The 17,296-nt window shown below is 66.4% G+C and carries 17 protein-coding genes; 13 read left to right on the top strand and 4 right to left on the bottom strand.

Features of this window, described 5'->3' with window-relative positions; translation table 11 throughout:
* Window positions 1-37: 37 nt before the first annotated feature.
* The 6 genes from XI02_RS43040 to XI02_RS43015 are packed head-to-tail and all read left to right on the top strand — an operon-like array spanning window position 38 to window position 5,548.
* Window positions 38-991, top strand: a complete 954-nt coding sequence (locus XI02_RS43040; protein ID WP_016846820.1) for an ABC transporter permease — start codon at window positions 38-40, stop codon at window positions 989-991.
* Window positions 992-994: 3 nt separating this feature from the next.
* Window positions 995-1,882, top strand: a complete 888-nt coding sequence (locus tag XI02_RS43035) for an ABC transporter permease (protein ID WP_026191964.1) — start codon at window positions 995-997, stop codon at window positions 1,880-1,882.
* A gap of 3 nt (window positions 1,883-1,885) precedes the next feature.
* Window positions 1,886-2,959 carry an ABC transporter ATP-binding protein gene (locus tag XI02_RS43030; protein ID WP_172646469.1) on the top strand — a complete coding sequence of 358 codons (1,074 nt, stop codon included), beginning with the start codon at window positions 1,886-1,888 and terminating at the stop codon, window positions 2,957-2,959.
* The gene (locus XI02_RS43025) at window positions 2,956-3,165 is read left to right on the top strand and encodes a hypothetical protein (RefSeq protein ID WP_016846817.1); all 210 of its coding nucleotides are present in this window, start codon (window positions 2,956-2,958) and stop codon (window positions 3,163-3,165) included. Before XI02_RS43030 ends, XI02_RS43025 begins: the two co-directional genes overlap by 4 nt.
* The gene (locus tag XI02_RS43020; protein WP_172646470.1) at window positions 3,162-4,574 is read left to right on the top strand and encodes an amidase; all 1,413 of its coding nucleotides are present in this window, start codon (window positions 3,162-3,164) and stop codon (window positions 4,572-4,574) included. The genes XI02_RS43025 and XI02_RS43020 overlap by 4 nt, the downstream gene beginning before the upstream one ends.
* Window positions 4,571-5,548, top strand: coding sequence for an ABC transporter ATP-binding protein (locus XI02_RS43015; RefSeq protein WP_172646471.1), 978 nt, complete (start codon window positions 4,571-4,573; stop codon window positions 5,546-5,548). Before XI02_RS43020 ends, XI02_RS43015 begins: the two co-directional genes overlap by 4 nt.
* Here XI02_RS43015 and XI02_RS43010 read toward each other — a convergent pair.
* The gene (locus XI02_RS43010) at window positions 5,545-6,453 is read right to left on the bottom strand and encodes a LysR substrate-binding domain-containing protein (RefSeq protein ID WP_172646472.1); all 909 of its coding nucleotides are present in this window, start codon (window positions 6,451-6,453) and stop codon (window positions 5,545-5,547) included. The genes XI02_RS43015 and XI02_RS43010 overlap by 4 nt on opposite strands.
* Window positions 6,454-6,563: 110 nt before the next feature.
* Here XI02_RS43010 and XI02_RS43005 point away from each other — a divergent pair, with 110 nt between their 5' ends.
* The 3 genes from XI02_RS43005 to XI02_RS42995 all read left to right on the top strand — a co-directional run bounded on the left by XI02_RS43005 (window position 6,564) and on the right by XI02_RS42995 (window position 10,567).
* Window positions 6,564-7,358 (top strand): acyl-CoA thioesterase domain-containing protein, encoded by a 795-nt coding sequence (locus XI02_RS43005; RefSeq protein WP_172646473.1) that lies wholly within the window; start codon window positions 6,564-6,566, stop codon window positions 7,356-7,358.
* A 150-nt stretch (window positions 7,359-7,508) separates the two neighbouring features.
* Window positions 7,509-9,260 (top strand): type I secretion system permease/ATPase, encoded by a 1,752-nt coding sequence (locus tag XI02_RS43000; protein WP_172646474.1) that lies wholly within the window; start codon window positions 7,509-7,511, stop codon window positions 9,258-9,260.
* Window positions 9,257-10,567: an HlyD family type I secretion periplasmic adaptor subunit gene (locus XI02_RS42995; protein ID WP_172646475.1), complete on the top strand. Its 1,311-nt coding sequence runs from the start codon at window positions 9,257-9,259 to the stop codon at window positions 10,565-10,567. The genes XI02_RS43000 and XI02_RS42995 overlap by 4 nt, the downstream gene beginning before the upstream one ends.
* Before the next feature lie 184 nt (window positions 10,568-10,751).
* On the opposite strand, the gene XI02_RS42990 is transcribed toward XI02_RS42995, so the two are convergent.
* Window positions 10,752-11,234: a CinA family protein gene (locus tag XI02_RS42990; protein WP_172646476.1), complete on the bottom strand. Its 483-nt coding sequence runs from the start codon at window positions 11,232-11,234 to the stop codon at window positions 10,752-10,754.
* A gap of 173 nt (window positions 11,235-11,407) precedes the next feature.
* Between XI02_RS42990 and XI02_RS42985 the strand changes: the two genes are divergently transcribed.
* The 4 genes from XI02_RS42985 to XI02_RS42970 all read left to right on the top strand — a co-directional run bounded on the left by XI02_RS42985 (window position 11,408) and on the right by XI02_RS42970 (window position 14,684).
* Window positions 11,408-12,484 carry an amidohydrolase family protein gene (locus XI02_RS42985; RefSeq protein WP_018269118.1) on the top strand — a complete coding sequence of 359 codons (1,077 nt, stop codon included), beginning with the start codon at window positions 11,408-11,410 and terminating at the stop codon, window positions 12,482-12,484.
* The gene (locus XI02_RS42980) at window positions 12,481-13,590 is read left to right on the top strand and encodes an amidohydrolase family protein (RefSeq protein ID WP_172646477.1); all 1,110 of its coding nucleotides are present in this window, start codon (window positions 12,481-12,483) and stop codon (window positions 13,588-13,590) included. Before XI02_RS42985 ends, XI02_RS42980 begins: the two co-directional genes overlap by 4 nt.
* 53 nt (window positions 13,591-13,643) lie before the next feature.
* A complete protein-coding gene (locus XI02_RS42975) occupies window positions 13,644-14,057 on the top strand; it encodes a Rieske (2Fe-2S) protein (RefSeq protein ID WP_172646478.1) in 414 nt (137 codons plus the stop codon).
* 114 nt (window positions 14,058-14,171) lie between these two features.
* The gene (locus tag XI02_RS42970; protein WP_210339753.1) at window positions 14,172-14,684 is read left to right on the top strand and encodes a class I SAM-dependent methyltransferase; all 513 of its coding nucleotides are present in this window, start codon (window positions 14,172-14,174) and stop codon (window positions 14,682-14,684) included.
* A gap of 39 nt (window positions 14,685-14,723) precedes the next feature.
* Here XI02_RS42970 and tcuB read toward each other — a convergent pair whose 3' ends face one another.
* Both tcuB and tcuA read right to left on the bottom strand, forming a co-directional pair.
* Complete coding sequence (tcuB, locus tag XI02_RS42965; protein WP_172646480.1) at window positions 14,724-15,827, bottom strand: tricarballylate utilization 4Fe-4S protein TcuB; 1,104 nt, start codon at window positions 15,825-15,827, stop codon at window positions 14,724-14,726.
* 16 nt (window positions 15,828-15,843) lie between these two features.
* Complete coding sequence (tcuA, locus tag XI02_RS42960) at window positions 15,844-17,244, bottom strand: FAD-dependent tricarballylate dehydrogenase TcuA (RefSeq protein ID WP_172646481.1); 1,401 nt, start codon at window positions 17,242-17,244, stop codon at window positions 15,844-15,846.
* Window positions 17,245-17,296 lie beyond the last annotated feature (52 nt).

Here is a 17,296-nt window from a genome sequence, read left to right as displayed (position 1 = left end):
CCTTCTCCCACAAGGGAGCAGGAAGAAAGAACGCAACGTGTTCGCCTATACGTCCAGACGGATCGTCTACGTTATTCCGATCGTGCTCAGCGTGGCGCTGGTGTGCTTCCTCCTGGTGCACATTACGCCCGGCGACCCCCTGGTCGCGGTGCTGCCGGCTGATGCCTCGCAGGAACTCGCCGCGCAATTGCGCACGGCCTACGGCTTCGATCGTCCGTTGCCGGTGCAATTCGGTCTGTGGCTGTGGCGCGCGATCCATGGCGATCTCGGCAATTCGATCGCGACCGGGCGGCCCGTCCTGACCGAGGTGATGCGCGCCGTCGGCAACACCGTGATGCTGGCGATCGCGGCGGCGATGATCGGCTTTACGCTCGGCCTGCTGTTCGGGCTGATCGCCGGCTATTTCCGCGACACCTGGGTCGACAAGGTCGCGACCTCGGTTGCGATAGCCGGCGTGTCGCTGCCGCATTATTGGCTCGGCATGGTGCTGGTCATCATCTTCTCGGTGCAGCTCAACTGGCTACCCGCGGTCGGCGCAGGTCCCGGCGGCTCCGGCGCCTGGGCGTGGGACTGGGAGCATCTGCGCTATCTGGTGCTGCCGGCGATCACCACCTCGGTGATCCCGATGGGCATCATCACCCGTACGGTGCGCGCGTTGACCGGCGACATCCTGAGCCAGGACTTTGTCGAGGCGCTGCGCGCCAAGGGCCTGCGCGAGACCGAGGTGTTCCGCCACGTCGTCAAGAATGCGGCGCCGACCGCGCTCGCGGTCATGGGCCTGCAGCTCGGTTATATGCTGGGCGGCTCGATCCTGATCGAGACCGTGTTCTCCTGGCCGGGATCGGGCCTGCTGTTGAACTCGGCGATCTTCCAGCGCGATCTGCCGCTGCTGCAGGGCACCATCCTGGTGCTGGCGCTGTTCTTCGTGCTGCTCAACCTCCTGGTCGACATCGCGCAGGCCGCGATCGATCCGCGCATCAAGCGGAGCTAGAGCATGAGCGCAATGAGCGATACTGCGTTGCAGGCTGCCCCGACCACCAAGGCGCGCGGCTATTGGGCGACGGTTGCCCGCCGCATCAGGCGCGACAAGGTCAGCATGGCCTGTGCCATCATTCTGGTGCTGATCTTCGCGTCCGCGCTGCTGGCGCCATGGCTGCATCTCGCCGATCCCTATCAGGGCTCGATGATCCGCCGTCTCCGCCATATCGGCACGCCGGGCTATCTTCTCGGCACCGACGAGCTCGGCCGCGACATGCTGGCGCGGTTGATCTATGGCGGACGGCTGTCGCTGGTCATCGGCATCCTGCCGGTGATCTTCGCCTTCGTGATCGGCACTTCGCTCGGCCTCGTCGCCGGCTATGTCGGCGGCAAGCTCAATACCGCGATCATGCGCACCGTCGACGTGTTCTACGCCTTCCCGTCGGTGCTGCTGGCGATCGCGATCTCGGGTGCGCTCGGCGCCGGCATCACCAATTCGATCGTGTCGCTGACCATCGTGTTCGTGCCGCAGATCACCCGCGTCGCCGAAAGCGTCACCACCGGCGTCCGCAACATGGATTTCGTCGAGGCGGCGCGCGCGTCCGGCGCCGGGCCCTTCACCATCATGCGCGTGCACATGCTCGGCAATGTGCTCGGCCCGATCTTCGTCTACGCCACCGGCCTGATCTCGGTGTCGATGATCCTCGCGGCCGGTCTGTCGTTCCTCGGGCTCGGCACCAAGCCGCCGGAGCCGGAATGGGGCTTGATGCTGAACACGCTGCGCACCGCGATCTACGTCAATCCGTGGGTCGCGGCGCTGCCGGGCGCGATGATCTTCGCGGTCTCGATCTGCTTCAATCTGCTGAGCGACGGCATGCGCAGCGCCATGGATATCAGGAATTAAAGCATGAGCGACGCCAATCTCTCCGTCGATATGCTGGAGCCGGTCGCCGACATCGGCGGCGCCGCGCAGCCGCTGCTGCAGGTCAAGGGACTGACCAAGCACTTCCCGGTGCGCGGCGGGCTGTTCAGTCCGCGCAAGACCGTGCGCGCCGTCGACGACGTCACCTTCGCGGTCATGAAGGGCGAGACCGTCGGCATTGTCGGCGAATCCGGCTGCGGCAAATCGACCACGGCGCGGCTCTTGATGCACCTGATGGCACGCGATGCCGGCGATATCATCTATGACGGAAGGCAGGTCGGCCCGTCGCTCTCGCTGCGCGATTTGCGGCGCGGCGTGCAGATGGTGTTCCAGGACAGCTACGCCTCGCTCAACCCCCGCCTTACCATCGAGGAATCGATCGCCTTCGGGCCAAAGGTCCACGGCATGGCCGACGACACGGCACGGACGCTGGCGCGCGAGCTGCTCGGCAAGGTCGGCCTGCGGCCGGAGGTTTTCGCCAACCGCTATCCGCACGAGGTGTCCGGCGGTCAGCGTCAGCGCGTCAATATCGCGCGCGCGCTCGCGCTGTCGCCGCGGCTCGTGATCCTCGATGAGGCGGTCTCCGCGCTCGACAAATCGGTCGAGGCTCAGGTGCTCAATCTGCTCGCCGACCTCAAACGCGAATTCGGCCTGACCTATCTCTTCATCAGCCACGATCTCAACGTCGTTCGCTACATCTCCGACCGCGTGCTGGTGATGTATCTCGGCGAGGTCGTCGAACTCGGGCCGGTCGATGCGGTCTGGGACGCGCCGGCGCATCCCTATACCCGCGCGCTGCTGGCGGCGATGCCGTCATCCGATCCCGACAAGCGCACCGAGGTGCCGCCGATCTCGGGCGATCCGCCCAATCCGATCGATCCGCCATCGGGCTGCCGGTTTCACACCCGTTGTCCGTTTGCGGAGCCGCTCTGCGCAAACGACACGCCAAAACTCAGCGATCTCGATACAATGGGCCATCAAGCGGCGTGCTACATGGCCATTCCTGGCTCGGGGCACAGCCGCGCGCCGGCAAAAGCAAAAGGAGAAAACGCGGCATGACCAGACCCACGGCCAAGGATGTCAAGGTGATCGCGCACGTCGCCGACGTGCCCGCCGACGACGACGTCGCCACCCGGATCGCCAATTCGATCGGGCCGGCATTCGACGGCTTCGCACCGATCTCCGGCACGCTGCCCTTCGATCTCGAACCCGCGAGCTTCCTGCTGGCGCAGATCGCGCAGAAGATCGAGAAGGTGTCGAAATGAGCTCTGAACCGGCCCTGATGACGCTGACCGCGGTCGCCAAGGCGATTGCCGACAAGAAAGTTTCCTCGCATGAGGTGACGCGCGCCGTGCTGCATCGCATTGCGGAATGGCAGCCGCGCCTCAACGCCTATATGGCTGTTGAATCCGAGCAGGCGCTGGCCGCCGCCACCGAGGCCGATGCCGCGCTCGCCAAGGGCAATAGTCGCGGTGCGCTGCACGGCGTGCCGCTGGCGCACAAGGACATGTACTATGACGCCGGCAAGGTCGTGACCTGCGGCTCGCTGATTCGCCGCGACTTCGTGCCGAAGACGACTGCGACAGCCCTGCAGCGGCTGAAGGATGCCGGACAGGTCCGCCTCGGCTCGTTGCAGATGGTCGAGTTCGCCTATGGGCCGACCGGCCACAACGTGCACTACGGCGCGGTGCGCAATCCCTGGAACACCGAGCACATCACCGGCGGCTCGTCGTCGGGTTCGGGCTCGGCGGTTGCCGCGCGGCTGACCTTCGCGGCGCTCGGCTCCGACACCGGCGGCTCGGTGCGCATGCCCGCGCATTTCTGCGGCGTCACCGGCCTGAAGACGACGGTCGGCCGCGTCAGCCGCGCCGGCGCGATGCCGCTGTCGCAGTCGCTCGATACCGTCGGCCCGCTGGCCCAGACCGCGGAGGACTGCGCGCTGCTGCTCGGCCTGATGGCCGGCGCGGACCCGGAGGACCTGACAGCGTCGACGCAGCCGGTGCCCGACTACTTGGCGGCGACCAAGCAGTCGCTGAAGGGCCTGAAGATCGGGGTGCCGACGGCGTTCTATGTCGACGACCTCGATCCTGAGGTGGCGCGGATCCTCGACGAGACCGTCGCCACCCTGAAGAAAGAGGGCGCCGAGATCGTCAAGGTCGAGCTGCCCGATCAGCGCCAGCTCTCTTCGGCATCGCAACTGGTGCTCGCGGTCGAGGCCGCCGCCTTCCACAAGCGCTGGATGATCGAGCGGCCGCAGGATTACGGCGCGCAGGTCTTGGTGCGGCTGCAGAACGGGCTGACCATTCCGGCGGTCACCTATCTCGAGGCGATGCGCTGGCGCGGCCCCGCGCTCGCCGCGCACAACGCGGCGGTCAACGGGGTCGATGCGGTGATCGCGCCGTCGTCGCCGGTGCCGGCGCCGACGATCGCGGAGAGCGATGTCGGCAATGGACCGGGCGCGGACGCGGTGCTGCAGCGCCTGACGCGGTTCACCCGTCCGGTCAACTATCTCGGCCTGCCGTCGCTCTCGATTCCCTCCGGCTTCACCAAGACGGGTCTGCCGGTCGGCATGCAGCTGATCGGCCGCTCCTTCGAGGAAGCGGTTCTGCTTCGAATCGGCGCCGCCTTCCAGCGCGCGACCGATTTCCACGCCAGGGTGCCCAAGCTCGCATGACCAACCTCGTCGAGATCAACAACCTCAACATCCGCTTCACCGGCGATCGCACGGTCCATGCCGTGAACGATCTCAGCCTGCAGCTCGGCGAGGGCGAGGTGTTGGGGCTGCTCGGCGAGTCCGGCTCGGGCAAGAGCGTGACGCTGCGCGCGTTGATGCGGCTGCTGCCGAAGAAGCGCACGCAGATCTCCGGCAGCGTCAAGGTGCTGGGCCAGGAGGTGCTGGCGATGGACGACGAGGCGCTGTCCGCATTCCGCGGCCAGACCGTCTCGATGATCTTCCAGGAGCCGGCGCTGGCGCTCGATCCGGTCTACACCATCGGCCGCCAGATCGCGGAGACGGTGATGCGCCACGAGGGCAAGAGCGAGCGCGAGGCGACGGCCCGCGCGCTTGAAATGCTTGAGGTGGTGCGGATCCCCTCCGCGAAGCGGCGGCTGGACTCCTATCCGCACGAAATGTCGGGCGGCATGCGTCAGCGTGCGATGATCGCGCTGGCGCTGGCCTGCAAGCCGAAGATCCTGCTCGCGGACGAGCCGACCACGGCGCTCGATGCCACCGTGCAGATCCAGATCCTGCTGCTGCTGCGCGAGCTGCAGCGCGAGTTCGGCATGTCGGTGATCTTCGTCACCCACGACATTGGCGTCGCGATCGAGATCTGTGATCGCGTCGCGGTGATGTATGCTGGCCAGATCGTCGAGCAGGGCGCCCTGCGCGACATCGTGCGCTCGCCGGTGCATCCCTATGCCAAGGGTTTGCTGGCCTCGACCATTCACGGCGCGATGCGCGGCCAGCGGCTGGAAACCATTCCGGGCACGCCGCCCTCGCTCGATCACGCGCCGTCCAGTTGCTCCTTCGCACCGCGCTGCAAGTTCGCCGAGCCGCGCTGCAGCGAGCGCTTGCCGCCGGTCGTGCAGGTCGTGCCCGGCCGTTTGGCACGGTGCATCCTGGCCGAGCCGGCGCCCGCCACGGTTTAGCTCGCGCGAGCGACCGCGTCCGTGATCCAGCGCCGCACCGCGGCGATGCGGCGGTCCCGCGCCTGCTCGGTGCGGGAGACCAGGTAGATCGTCTCGCTGTATGCGGCCTCGAACGCAAACGGCGCCACCAGCCGCTTGCCGAAGCCCGGCCGCGCCTTGATCAGGGGCGCGATCGCGATCGCGACGCCGAGCCCGTGTTCGGCGGCCTCCAGCATCGCCGGTACGCTGTCGAGCCACAGATGTCCGCGCGGAGCGAGATTCGGCAGCCCGGCCTCCTTCAGCCAGGCCGGCCACGCCCGCGGCTGCGTCGTGACATGGATCAGCACCTCGCGCGACAGGTCCGCAGGGGTCCGAAGACCTGCCTTGACCAGCGCCGGCGTACAGACCGGCATTCCTTTGACCTGCACCAGCGGCTCGACCTTCAGTCCGGCGGCGTGTTCCCGCCCGTAGCGGATCGCCACATCGACGCGCGATCCGTTGAAGTCGGCATATTGGTGGGTGGCCTCGATCCGCAGCGTCAGTTGCGGATGGCGCCGCTTGAACTCCGGCAGCGCCGGCAGCAGCACGGCGCTGGTGAAGAACGGCAATGAGCTGATCCAGAGCTCGCCGCTGGCCTCGCCGCGTTGCCGCAGCATGTCCCGGCTCGCCTCCTGCAGCGTCGCCAGCGCGGCCGACACTTTTGCAAGGTAGCGCTCGCCGTCGGCGGTCAACCGCACCTGGCGCGCGCCGCGGACGAACAGCTTGGTGCCGAACTGCTCCTCCAGCCCGCGGATCTGGTGGCTGATCGCCGACGGGCTCAGCGACAGGTCTCGCGCGGCGCGCCGGAAGCTGAGTTGCGTGGCCGCGCGCTCGAAGGCGAGCAGTGCCGGCAGCGGCGGGATCACCCGCGGATCGGGGGCATCCAATGGGTGAATCCTGCTCACCTGAAGTGATGAATGGCCTTTTGTCATGGCGGCTATTCTTGGATCAGATTGGCCGAACGCTCAATCCTGCTCATCTCAGGGGATCATTCGCCTTGGCCATCTTCGAACCGCTCGCCACGCCCCATCACTGGAAGCCCGCGGCGCTGGCGGCCGGGCCGTTCACGGGCCTCCAGGGCGGGGCGGTCGCAAGCCTGCTGACCGGCGAGGTCGAGGCCATGGCCGGCGCGCGCAACTGGGGCACCGCGATCTCGGCCGCGGCCTGGTTCCTGCGGCCGACGCCAATGACGGAACTGCGCACGCAGGTTGTCGTGGTGACCGAGGGCGGCCGGGTCAGCGTCGTCGACAACACGCTCTGGCCGGCCGGTGAGGAGCAACCCTGCGCGACGGTGCGCGTGACGCTGTCGCGCGAGCGTGCCGTCGAGGTCCCGGGGTTTTGCGGGAGCGCGGCCGATCCGGTGGATCCCACGGCATTTCCGTTGCGCAACCTGCGTGCCGTCCATGGCCGCAGCTGGTTCATGGATGCGATGGAAGCCCGTGCCGGGGGCGATGTCGCCTGGTTTCGCTTGCATCACGCCGTAATTGCGGACGCCGGCCCATTGGCGCGGGTGCTCGGCCCGGCTGACTGGACCCACGGCATCGCGCGCCCGGTCCAGAACGCGGTGGCCGACCCCAATCCGAACCTCGCGGTGCAGCTGTTCAGGCCGCCGCGGGGCGCGTGGATCGGCGTTCGCGCCGAGGCCCGCTGGCGACCGGAGGCCGGGCTCGGCGTCGGCAGCGGGGTCTTGCTCGATGTCGATGGCGAGATCGGCCGGGTCTCGATGTCGGTCATTCTCGTGCCGTTTCCGGGAAGCGCGCCCGCGCGCGGCCAGGGTTCCGCGGCCGGTTAACCCTAATTTATTCCGTCAACTGTCGGTGCGATCACAAAAATGGGCCGCGAACCATGCTTTGGTTCGCGCGACTTAAAATGGACGGTGGTCGCAAACGTCTATACAACGTGGTGATCACGTAACTCTTTTGTTTTGCAGAGATCAGTTTTTATGGCAGCCGCGCCCGCTGTCCGGCGTTCCGAACTGGCTGAGGCGCTGCGTGCTTGCCGCAGCGCCTTTATCGGCGTCGGCCTCATCAGTTGCATGATCAACCTGCTGTACCTGACAGGTTCGATGTTCATGCTGCAAGTCTACGACCGGGTGCTGCCGAGCCGCAGCGTTCCCACCCTGGTCGGCCTCGTGGCCATCGCCGCGGTCCTCTACATCGCCCAGGGCGTGCTCGATCTGCTGCGTGGACGAATCCTCGGCCGCGTCGGCACCTCACTCGACGAAGCGCTCAACGCACGGGTGTTCGACACCGTCGTGCGGCTGCCGCTGATGGCGGGCAATCGCAGCGAAGGCCTGCAGCCGCTGCGCGACCTCGACAATGTGCGCTCCTTCCTCGGCAGCATGGGTCCCGGCGCCTTCTTCGATCTGCCCTGGCTGCCGTTCTACATGGTGATCTGCTTTGCTTTCCATTGGCTGCTTGGCGTCACGGCGCTGGTCGGCGCGATCATCCTGGTGACGCTGACGCTGATCACCGAATACTTGTCGCGCACGCCGGCCAGGGAAGCGATGACGCTCGCGGCGCGGCGCAACGATCTTGCCGCCTCCAGCCGCCGCAATGCCGAGGTGCTGGTGGCGATGGGCATGGCCGGCCGCATGAACAAGCGCTGGAACGAGGCCAACGAGGAATACCTGTCCGGCAACCAGCGTGCGAGTGACGTCACCGGCGGGCTCGGTGCGGTCGCCAAGGTGCTGCGCATGATGCTGCAGTCCGCCGTGCTGGCGGTCGGCGCCTATCTCGTGATCCATCAGGAGGCCACCGGCGGCATCATCATCGCCGGCTCGATCCTGAGCGCGCGGGCACTGGCGCCGGTCGATCTCGCGATCGCACATTGGAAGGGCTTCGTCGCCGCGCGGCAGAGCTGGCAGCGGCTCAACCGTCTGCTGCAGCAGATGCCGGCACGCCCCGAGCAGACGCTGTTGCAGGCGCCGGAGAAGAAGCTTTCGGTCGAAGCCGTGACCATGGTCGCGCCGGGCGACCAGCGCGCCATCGTGCAGGATATCACCTTCGCCGTCGAGGCCGGCAGCGGCGTCGGCGTGATCGGCCCGAGCGGCTCCGGCAAGTCGTCGCTGATCCGGGCGCTGGTCGGCGTCTGGATGCCGGCGCGGGGCAAGGTACGGCTCGACGGCGCCGCGCTCGACCAGTGGTCGTCGGACCAGCTCGGCCGTCATGTCGGCTATTTGCCGCAGGACGTCGAACTGTTCGCCGGTACGGTCGCGCAGAACATCTGCCGGTTCGATCCCGAGGCCAAGTCGGACGGCATCATCGCGGCGGCCAAGGAGGCCGGCGTGCATGAGATGATCATCAAGATGCGCGAGGGCTACGACACCCAGGTCGGCGAGCAGGGCACCGCGCTCTCCGCCGGCCAGGCGCAACGCGTGGCGCTGGCGCGTGCGCTGTACGGCAATCCGTTCCTGATCGTGCTGGATGAGCCGAACTCCAATCTCGACAGCGAAGGCGACGAGGCCCTGACCCGCGCGGTGCGCGGCGCCCGCGCGCGCGGCGCGATCGTCATCGTGGTTGCGCACCGGCCGATCGGCATCGAGGGCGTCGATCATCTGCTGGTGCTGAAGGACGGACGCATGCAGACCTTCGGGCCGAAGGAGGCCGTGCTTGCGCAGGTGCTCCAGCGTGCCGCTCCGCCGGTGCCGAGGCCGATCAAGATCGTCGCGGATGCGGGAGCCGCCAAGTCATGACCGATCAACCGCGCAACGCACATCGCTCGATCCGCAAGCATCTGATCGTCGGCCTCGCCGTGGTTCTGGTTCTCGGTGGCGGCGTCGGCGGCTGGGCGACAACGGTGCCGATCTCGGGCGCGCTGATCGCGCCGGGCTCGGTGGTGGTCGAATCCAACGTCAAGAAGGTGCAGCATCCGACCGGCGGCGTGGTCGGCGAGGTGCGGGTGCGCGACGGCGACGTGGTCAAGGCGGGCGACATCGTCGTGCGCCTCGACGAGACCGTCGTGAAGGCCAGCCTTGCGATTGTGGTCAAGACGCTGAACGGTCTTTATGCGCGCGCGGCCCGGCTCGAGGCCGAGCAGCAGGGCCGCGACAAGATCGCCTTCCCGCCGCAGCTCCTCGAGCAGGCCAAGGAGCCGGACGTTCGCGACATCATGGCGAGCGAAACCAAGCTGTTCGAGGTCCGCGTCAACGGCCGCACCGGCCAGAAGGCGCAGCTGCGCGAGCGCGTCACCCAGCTCAACGAGGAGATCTCCGGCCTGCAGGCGCAGGAGAGCGCCAAGGACAAGGAGATCGCGCTGGTGCAGCAGGAGCTGGTCGGCGTCCGCCAGCTCTATGAGCAGCATCTGGTGCAGCTGACCCGCCTGACCACGCTCGAGCGCGACGCGGCGCGGCTCTCCGGCGAGCGCGCGCAGTACATCGCCTCGCGCGCGCAGGCCAAGGGCAAGATCACCGAGACCGAGTTGCAGATCATCCAGGTCGACAAGGACATGCTGTCGGAGGTCTCGAAGGACCTGCGCGAGACCAATGACAAAATCGGCGAGTTCGTCGAGCGCAAGGTGACCGCCGAGGACCAGCTCCGCCGCATCGATATCCGCGCGCCGCAGGACGGCGTGGTGCTGCAGTCGACCGTGCACACCGTCGGCGGCGTCATCACGGCGGGCGACGCCATCATGATGATCGTGCCGAAGGCCGACGATCTGTCGGTCGAGGCCAAGGTAAATCCGCAGGACATCGACAAGCTGCAGGTCGGACAGAAAACCGTGCTGCGGCTCTCCGCGTTCAACCAGCGCACCACGCCGGAGCTGAACGGCGTCGTCACCCGCGTCTCCGCCGACGTCACCACCGACCAGCGCACCGGGCAGAGCTATTACACCATCCGCGTCTCGATGCCGCCGGAAGAAGTCGCGCGCCTCGGCAGCGAGGTGAAGATCATCCCGGGCATGCCGGTGGAAGCCTTCGTGCAGACCGGCGACCGCACCATGCTGTCCTATCTGATGAAGCCGATGAGCGACCAGTTCATGCGCTCGTTCCGCGAGAAGTGAGCCGCGCGCTATCCGGAGTTGACACGTCATCCTGAGGAGCCTGCGCAGCAGGCGTCTCGAAGGATGCACGGCCCCGTGGTGGCCGTCGATCCTTCGAGACGCGCTTCGCGCTCCTCAGGATGACGGGGAGAGATTGAGATCTTAGGCGACGATCCGGCATCGTCGGGTGCGTCCGCGTGAGCGATTACCGTTCCAGATTCTTCAACAACAGCTCCAGCGCCGCCTTGGCAAATGCCTGCATGTTCGCCTGCCGGTCGCTGCTCGCGGTCTCCAGCGTGATTACCTGTTGCCGGGGGCCTGCGACCGCCATGCAGCTGTGGCCGGCGGCATCGCCGTAGCGGTTGCCGGTCGGGCCGGCGGCACCGGTCTCCGACAACCCCCAATCGGTTGCGAGGCGCTCGCGGATCTGCCGCGCCAGCAATTGCGCGTAGGGTTCCGACGACGAACGGAGCCCGCGCATGGCATCGTCGGAAATATCCATCAGCGCGCGCCGCGCGCCGCGGGTGTAGATCACGCCGCCGCCGAGGAAATAGGCCGACGCGCCGGGAACCGCGAGCAGCGATGCGGAGATCAGTCCGCCGGTCGAGGACTCCGCGACCGCGATCGTCTGCTTGTTCGCGGTCAGTTTTGCGGCGACCTGTTCGGCGATGGATGTGAGCGCGTTCATCGGCCTTCTTCCTCGTTGCTTGCCATGAAAATCCCGTGGGGCGTTCTGCCTTCCTAGCACAGCACGCAGGCCCTTGCCGAGTTGCAGGCCGCGGCATGGCCTGCTTGAATGCGAGCCAAGAACCAAGCGCCGCCCGACAAGCTTGTTGTGAGAGCGTGCGCGGAGGAAACATCATGACGTCGCCGATCGCGGGCGGCGTGGATTGCGATCTGCATCCCGCCGTACCTCACCTCACCAGCCTGCTGCCGTACATGAACGACTACTGGCGCGACCAGGTGACGACGCGCGGCATGACCGACCTGATCTCGCAATCCTATCCGACCAATTCGCCGATCTCGTCGCGGCCGGACTGGCGTCCCGCGCAGGGCAAGCCGGGCTCGAGCCTTGCGGACATGCAGCGCCAGGCGCTCGACAGGTTCGGCACGGCCTACGGCATCTGCAATCCGCTCTACGGCGTGCAGATGGTGTTCTCCGAGGACATGGCCGATGCGTTCTGCCGCGCGCTGAACGACTGGCTGGTCAAGGAATGGCTCGACAAGGACGATCGCCTGCGCGGCTCGATCGTGATCCCGGTGCAGAGCATCGAGAAGGCGGTCGCCGAGATCGAGCGCTGTGCGCAGGACAAGCGCTTCGTACAGGTGCTGATGCTCGTGATGGGCGACATGCCGCTCGGCAAGCGCCACTATTGGCCGATCTACGCCGCGGCGGAACGGCTCGGCCTGCCGGTCGGCATCCATGCTGGCAGCGCCTATCACAATCCGCCGACCTCGGTCGGCTGGGGCTCCTATCACATCGAGGATTATGTCGCGCAGGCGCAGGCGTTCCAGACCCAGCTCACCAGCCTGATCGTCGAGGGCGTGTTCGCGCGCCATCCGAACCTGAAAATGGTGATGCTGGAGTCCGGCTTCACCTGGCTGCCGCCATTCCTGTGGCGGCTGCACAAGTTCTGGCGCGGCGTGCGCATGGAGACCCCGTGGGTCGACCGCGCGCCGCTGGAGATTGTGCGCAGCAACATCCGCTTCTCGCTGCAGCCGGTCGATGCGCCGCCGGACGGAGACACGCTGAACCGCCTGTTCGACCATATGCAGTCGGACGAATTGATCCTATTCTCGTCAGATTATCCGCATTGGCAGTTCGACGGTGACGAGGTGCTGCCGCAGGGGTTGTCGCAGGATCTGGTACGCAAGATCATGATCGATAATCCGCATGCGACCTATGGCCGGCTCAAGGTGAAGGAGATGACGCCATGAACATCCAGCTTCGCGAGCGTCCCGAAACCGCATCGCCGACCGGCGTCAAGACCGCGATCGCCGACTGCGACATCCATCCGGCCCGCGCCACCAAGGACGAGCTGTATCCGTATCTCGAAAAACGCTGGCACGCGCATCTCGAGACCTTCGGCGTCCATGCCTATCAGGGCATGATGGAAGGCCCACCTTATCCGAAGGCGCAGCCGAATGCGTCGCGCCGCGATGCCTATCCGCCGGAAGGCGGCCCGCAGGGCTCGTCGCTGTCCTTCATGCAGAAGCAGCACCTCGATCCCAACAATGTCGCGCTCGGCGTGCTCAACCCGCTCAACACCGGGCAGGGCATCCGCAACCAGGATCTCGCCGGCGCGATCTGCTCCGCCATCAACGATTGGCAGATTGAGAAGTGGACCAGCAAGGACTCGCGGCTGAAAGGCTCGGTCGTCGTCGCCAATGAGGATGGCATGTCGGCCGCCGCCGAAATTCGCAAGCGCGCGGGCGACAAGAATTTCGTCCAGGTGCTGCTGCTGAGCCGCAATGTCGAGCCGCTCGGCCAGCGCCGCTACTGGCCGATCTATGAGGCGGCACAGGAAGCCGGCCTTCCGATCGGCGTGCACGCCTTCGGCTTCGGCGGCAACCCGATTACCGCGTCGGGGTGGCCGAGCTACTATATCGAGGAGATGGTCGGGCATTCGCAATGCCAGCAGACCGCGCTGGCGAGCCTCGTGCTCGAGGGCGTGTTCGAGCGCTTCCCGAAATTGAAGATGGTGATGGTGGAGGCCGGGTTCGGCTGGGCCCCATCGCTGGCCTGGCGCCTCGACAAGGTGTTTGCGCGGCTGCATACTGAAGTGCCGCATCTGAAGCGCAAGCCGTCGGAATATATCCGCGACCACATCTGGTGGACGACGCAGCCGATGGAGGATCCGGAGAGCCGCGACCATCTGTTCCAGACCATCGAGTGGATCGGCTGGGACAGACTGTTGTTCGCGACCGATTACCCGCATTGGGATTACGACGAGCCGTCGCGCGTGCTGCCGGCCGGCGTCAGCGATGCCAATCGCCAGGCGTTCTATCTCGGCAACGCCAGGCAGCTGTACGGTATCGCATGATCCGAAAAAGTGGGAACCGGTTTTTCGAATCAGATCATGCGTGAGAACGATTGATGGCGCGGCATGTGATCGCCCCGGTGGACGAACTGCCGCCGGGTTCGCGAAAATTCCTCGAGATCGATGGACGGCCGATCGCCGTGTTCAACGTCAAGGGCGAGTTCTTCGGCCTGCTGAACCGCTGCCCGCATCAGGGCGCGGCGCTGTGCGAGGGGCCGCTGATCGGGCTCGCCTCATCGTCCGACCCCGGCGAGATCGAATATACGAAGCTCGGCGAGATCCTGCGCTGCCCCTGGCACGGCTGGGAGTTCGACATCCGCACCGGCCAGTCCTATTGCGACCCGCGCCGCTTCCGCGTGCGCGCCTATCCGGTCAGCGTCGAGCCGGGCACCAATGTGGTGAAGGGGCCGTATGTCGCCGAGACCATCAAGGTCGCGGTGGAGAGCAACTACGTGGTGGTGGATCTGTAGCCGCGACCGTCCCGAAATCCTGTTCACCGGAGATGGCAATCGGTGAGCGTCATGCAAAGCATCCTCTTGCGGGCGTTTGGCCGTCCTCGGGGTCTCCTGGGCAGGCTCGGCGGCATGATCATGGCGCGCACCAATGCCGATTGCGGCGCGTGGGTCGCAGATCGCCTCGAGGTCGGACCGGATGACAGCGTGCTCGAGATCGGGTTTGGTCCGGGCGTCGTCATTCAACGCCTGTCGACATTGGTGCCGGCGGGACGCGTCGCGGGCATCGATCCGTCGCAGGAGATGGTCGGGCAAGCTCGCGCCCGGAACGTGGCCGCGATCGAGGATGGTCGTGTCGAGCTTCGGCTTGGCTCCGTTGAGCGCATGCCATTCGATGCGGATAGCTTCGACAAGGTGCTGGCGATCAACTCGATGCAAGTCTGGCCGGACGCCGTCGCCGGGCTACGAGAGGTCCGGCGCGTGATGAAGCCGAGCGGCAGGATCGCACTCGGCTTTACGCGCTACTCCGGGCAGCCCAAGGAAGGGGTGGCGGAAAAGCTGGCAGCAGCCGGCTTCTCGCAGGCTCGGCTGGTCGAGACGAATGAGTGGTTCTGCGCTCTGACGACAAAGCCCGATGCAGGATGAGTTCGCAAGCCGGGCTACGCCGCGCTAACCCACCGCCATTCATTCCGTCATCATCTGCCGTTCCCGCGCATAGCGCACCAGCGCGAAGAAGCGGTAGATGCCGTGCACGAATTTTCCGTAGGGCATGGTGATGAACAGCGCGAACACCACGCCGAGATGCAGCGCCAGCAGCGGGCCCATCGCGGCGGTCTCGCGCCACAGCAGCAAGGCGAGGCCGGTAATGCTGGTCAGGAACAGCATCAGGATGAATGCGGTGTCCATGCCCATGCGCTGCTCGTCGACCAGCACGCGGTCGCGCTTCCATTTCTCCGACAGGAGTCCGAGCGGGCCGACCACGAGCCCGATGCCGCCGAGCGTGCCGAGCACCACGGGCAGGTCCCACCACGCATAGGGCGCCTCGCGCGCCAAGAGGTAATGATACAGCGTGCCGACACAGGTCGCGGCGAAGCACAGCGCGAAGCCATAGAACGTGAAGTGGTGATACAGCTTGCGGCGATCGGTCGGCTGGTCGTCCTCGTTGAAGCACCCGACGCCGCCGCCGTCGAGATAGCGCAGCTCGCCGGCGTCGCGGACCGCCTGCAACAACGCCTTCGCATCCGTCGTCATGCCGACCGGCTCGCCGATGTCGCGCCAGAACGCGCGCACGCCCATCACCAGCGCCAGGATCGCGTAGAGCAGGGCGGCGCCGAACAGCAGCGCCATCGCATTGTGCGGCATCAGTTTGTAGAACGCGCCGGGACCGGTGTGGATGCCGGTGAGCACGCCGCGATCATTGACCGCGGCGAAGCCGAAGATGAAGGCGGCGACGCTGAGCGCTGCGATCAGGCTGATAACGAGGCCGTTGCGCGCGAACGCGCCGGCAAAGGCGCGGGGCCAGGCATAGGCGGCATAGGATTCGGCGCGCGCGACCGCGAGCGTCTTCGGTACATTGACGTTGAATTCGTGCGGCGGCGAGAACTGGCAGTCGGTGTAGCAGGCGCCGCAGCCATGGCAGAGGTTGGCGAGGTAGTTGAGATCGCCGTCGGAGAAGGCGCGGCGCATCTCCATCGCGGGAAACACCGCGCACAGGCCCTCGCAATAGCGGCAGGAATTGCACACCGTCATCAGACGGTCGGCTTCCTGCAAGATCCTCGTCCCGTGCATCGCGTCAGTCCCGCCTTCAGTTCCGCGCATTCCTGGCTGCTTCCCGGCCGGCGACGCGGCCGAACACGCTGCCGATGGTCATGCCGATGCCGGCGGCATAGCCCTTGCCGAGCACGTTGCCGGCCATGATCTCGCCGGCGGCGAACATGTTGGCGGACGGCTTGCCGTCCTTCATCAGCATCCGCGCCTCTCTGTTCACGCGGGTGCCGAGATAGGTGAAGGTGATGCCGGGCCGCACCGGATAGGCGAGATAGGGCGGCGTCTCGATCCGGCGCGCCCAATGCGTCTTCGGCGGCGTGATGCCTTGGGTAGCGCAGTCGTCGAGGATGGTGTGGTCGAAGGTGCCGGGCTGCACTGCGGCGTTGAACTCGGTGATGGTCTTTTCCAGCGCGGCCGCGTCGAGCTCGAGCTTGCCGGCGAGCTCGGCAATCGTCGCGCCCGCAATCGGCGGAAACAGGGTCGGCATGAAACTCGTCACCACGGTCGAGTCGAAGATGATGTAGGCGATCTGGTCCGGCTGCGCGGCGACCAGCCGCCCCCAGATCGCATAGCGCTTCGGCCAGATGTCCTCGCCCTCGTCGTAGAACCGCTCGGCGTGCTTGTTGACGACAATACCGAACACCACCGAATCGTGGCGCGTGATGATGCCGCCGTCGAATTTCGGCGCGCGCGCGTCGATCGCCACCGCATGGCATTGCGTCGGATCGCCGATCTCCTGCACGCCCTTGGCGAGCAGCATCTTGAGGATCGCGCCGCGATTATAGGGCGTGCCGCGGATCAGGAAATTGTCGGCCGCATCGCCCCAGGATTCCTTCAGCCATTCGATGTTGGCCTCGAAGCCGCCGGCGGCCGCGACCAGGGTCGAGGCGCGGACTTCGGTCTTGCCGCCGACCGGCTGCTTCAGCTGCGCCGAAAGGAACATGCCGTCCTCGACCGTGAGGTCGATGACCTCGGCATCGTAGAGGATGTCGACGCCGAGCTCCTCGGCGGTGCGATAGAGCGCGTTCAGCATCGCGCGGCCGCCGCCGAGGAAGAACGAGTTGGTGCGGCCAAGGCTCAGCGTGCCGCCGAGCGAGGGCTGCCAGCGCACGCCCTGCTCGACGATCCAGTTCAGGATGTCCTTGGATTCGTGGATCATGAAGCGGGCCAGTTCCTCGTCGGTCTGGCCGCCGGTCACCAGCAGCAAATCGTTCCAGAATTCCTCCTCGGTGTAGGGGCCGGTGAGGATTTCGGTCGCCGCGTCATGGGCGCAGCGCATGTTGCGGGTGTGGCGGGTGTTGCCGCCGCGATAGAATTTCGGGGCGCCTTCCAGCACCAGCACCGAGGCGCCGGCGCGCCGTGCGCTGATCGCAGCGCACAGCGCGGCGTTGCCGCCGCCGATCACCAGGACGTCGAACCTGCGCGTCAGATCAACCATGCGCTCTTGTTATCGTTGTTGGCATGGAAAGCAACACGGCCGGGCGCATGAG

This window comes from Bradyrhizobium sp. CCBAU 21365, from assembly GCF_015291305.1.
In the GTDB taxonomy this organism is placed as follows: domain Bacteria; phylum Pseudomonadota; class Alphaproteobacteria; order Rhizobiales; family Xanthobacteraceae; genus Bradyrhizobium; species Bradyrhizobium elkanii.
The sequence above is the reverse complement of the archived record's forward strand: the minus strand, read 5'-3'. Positions and strand labels throughout refer to the sequence as shown.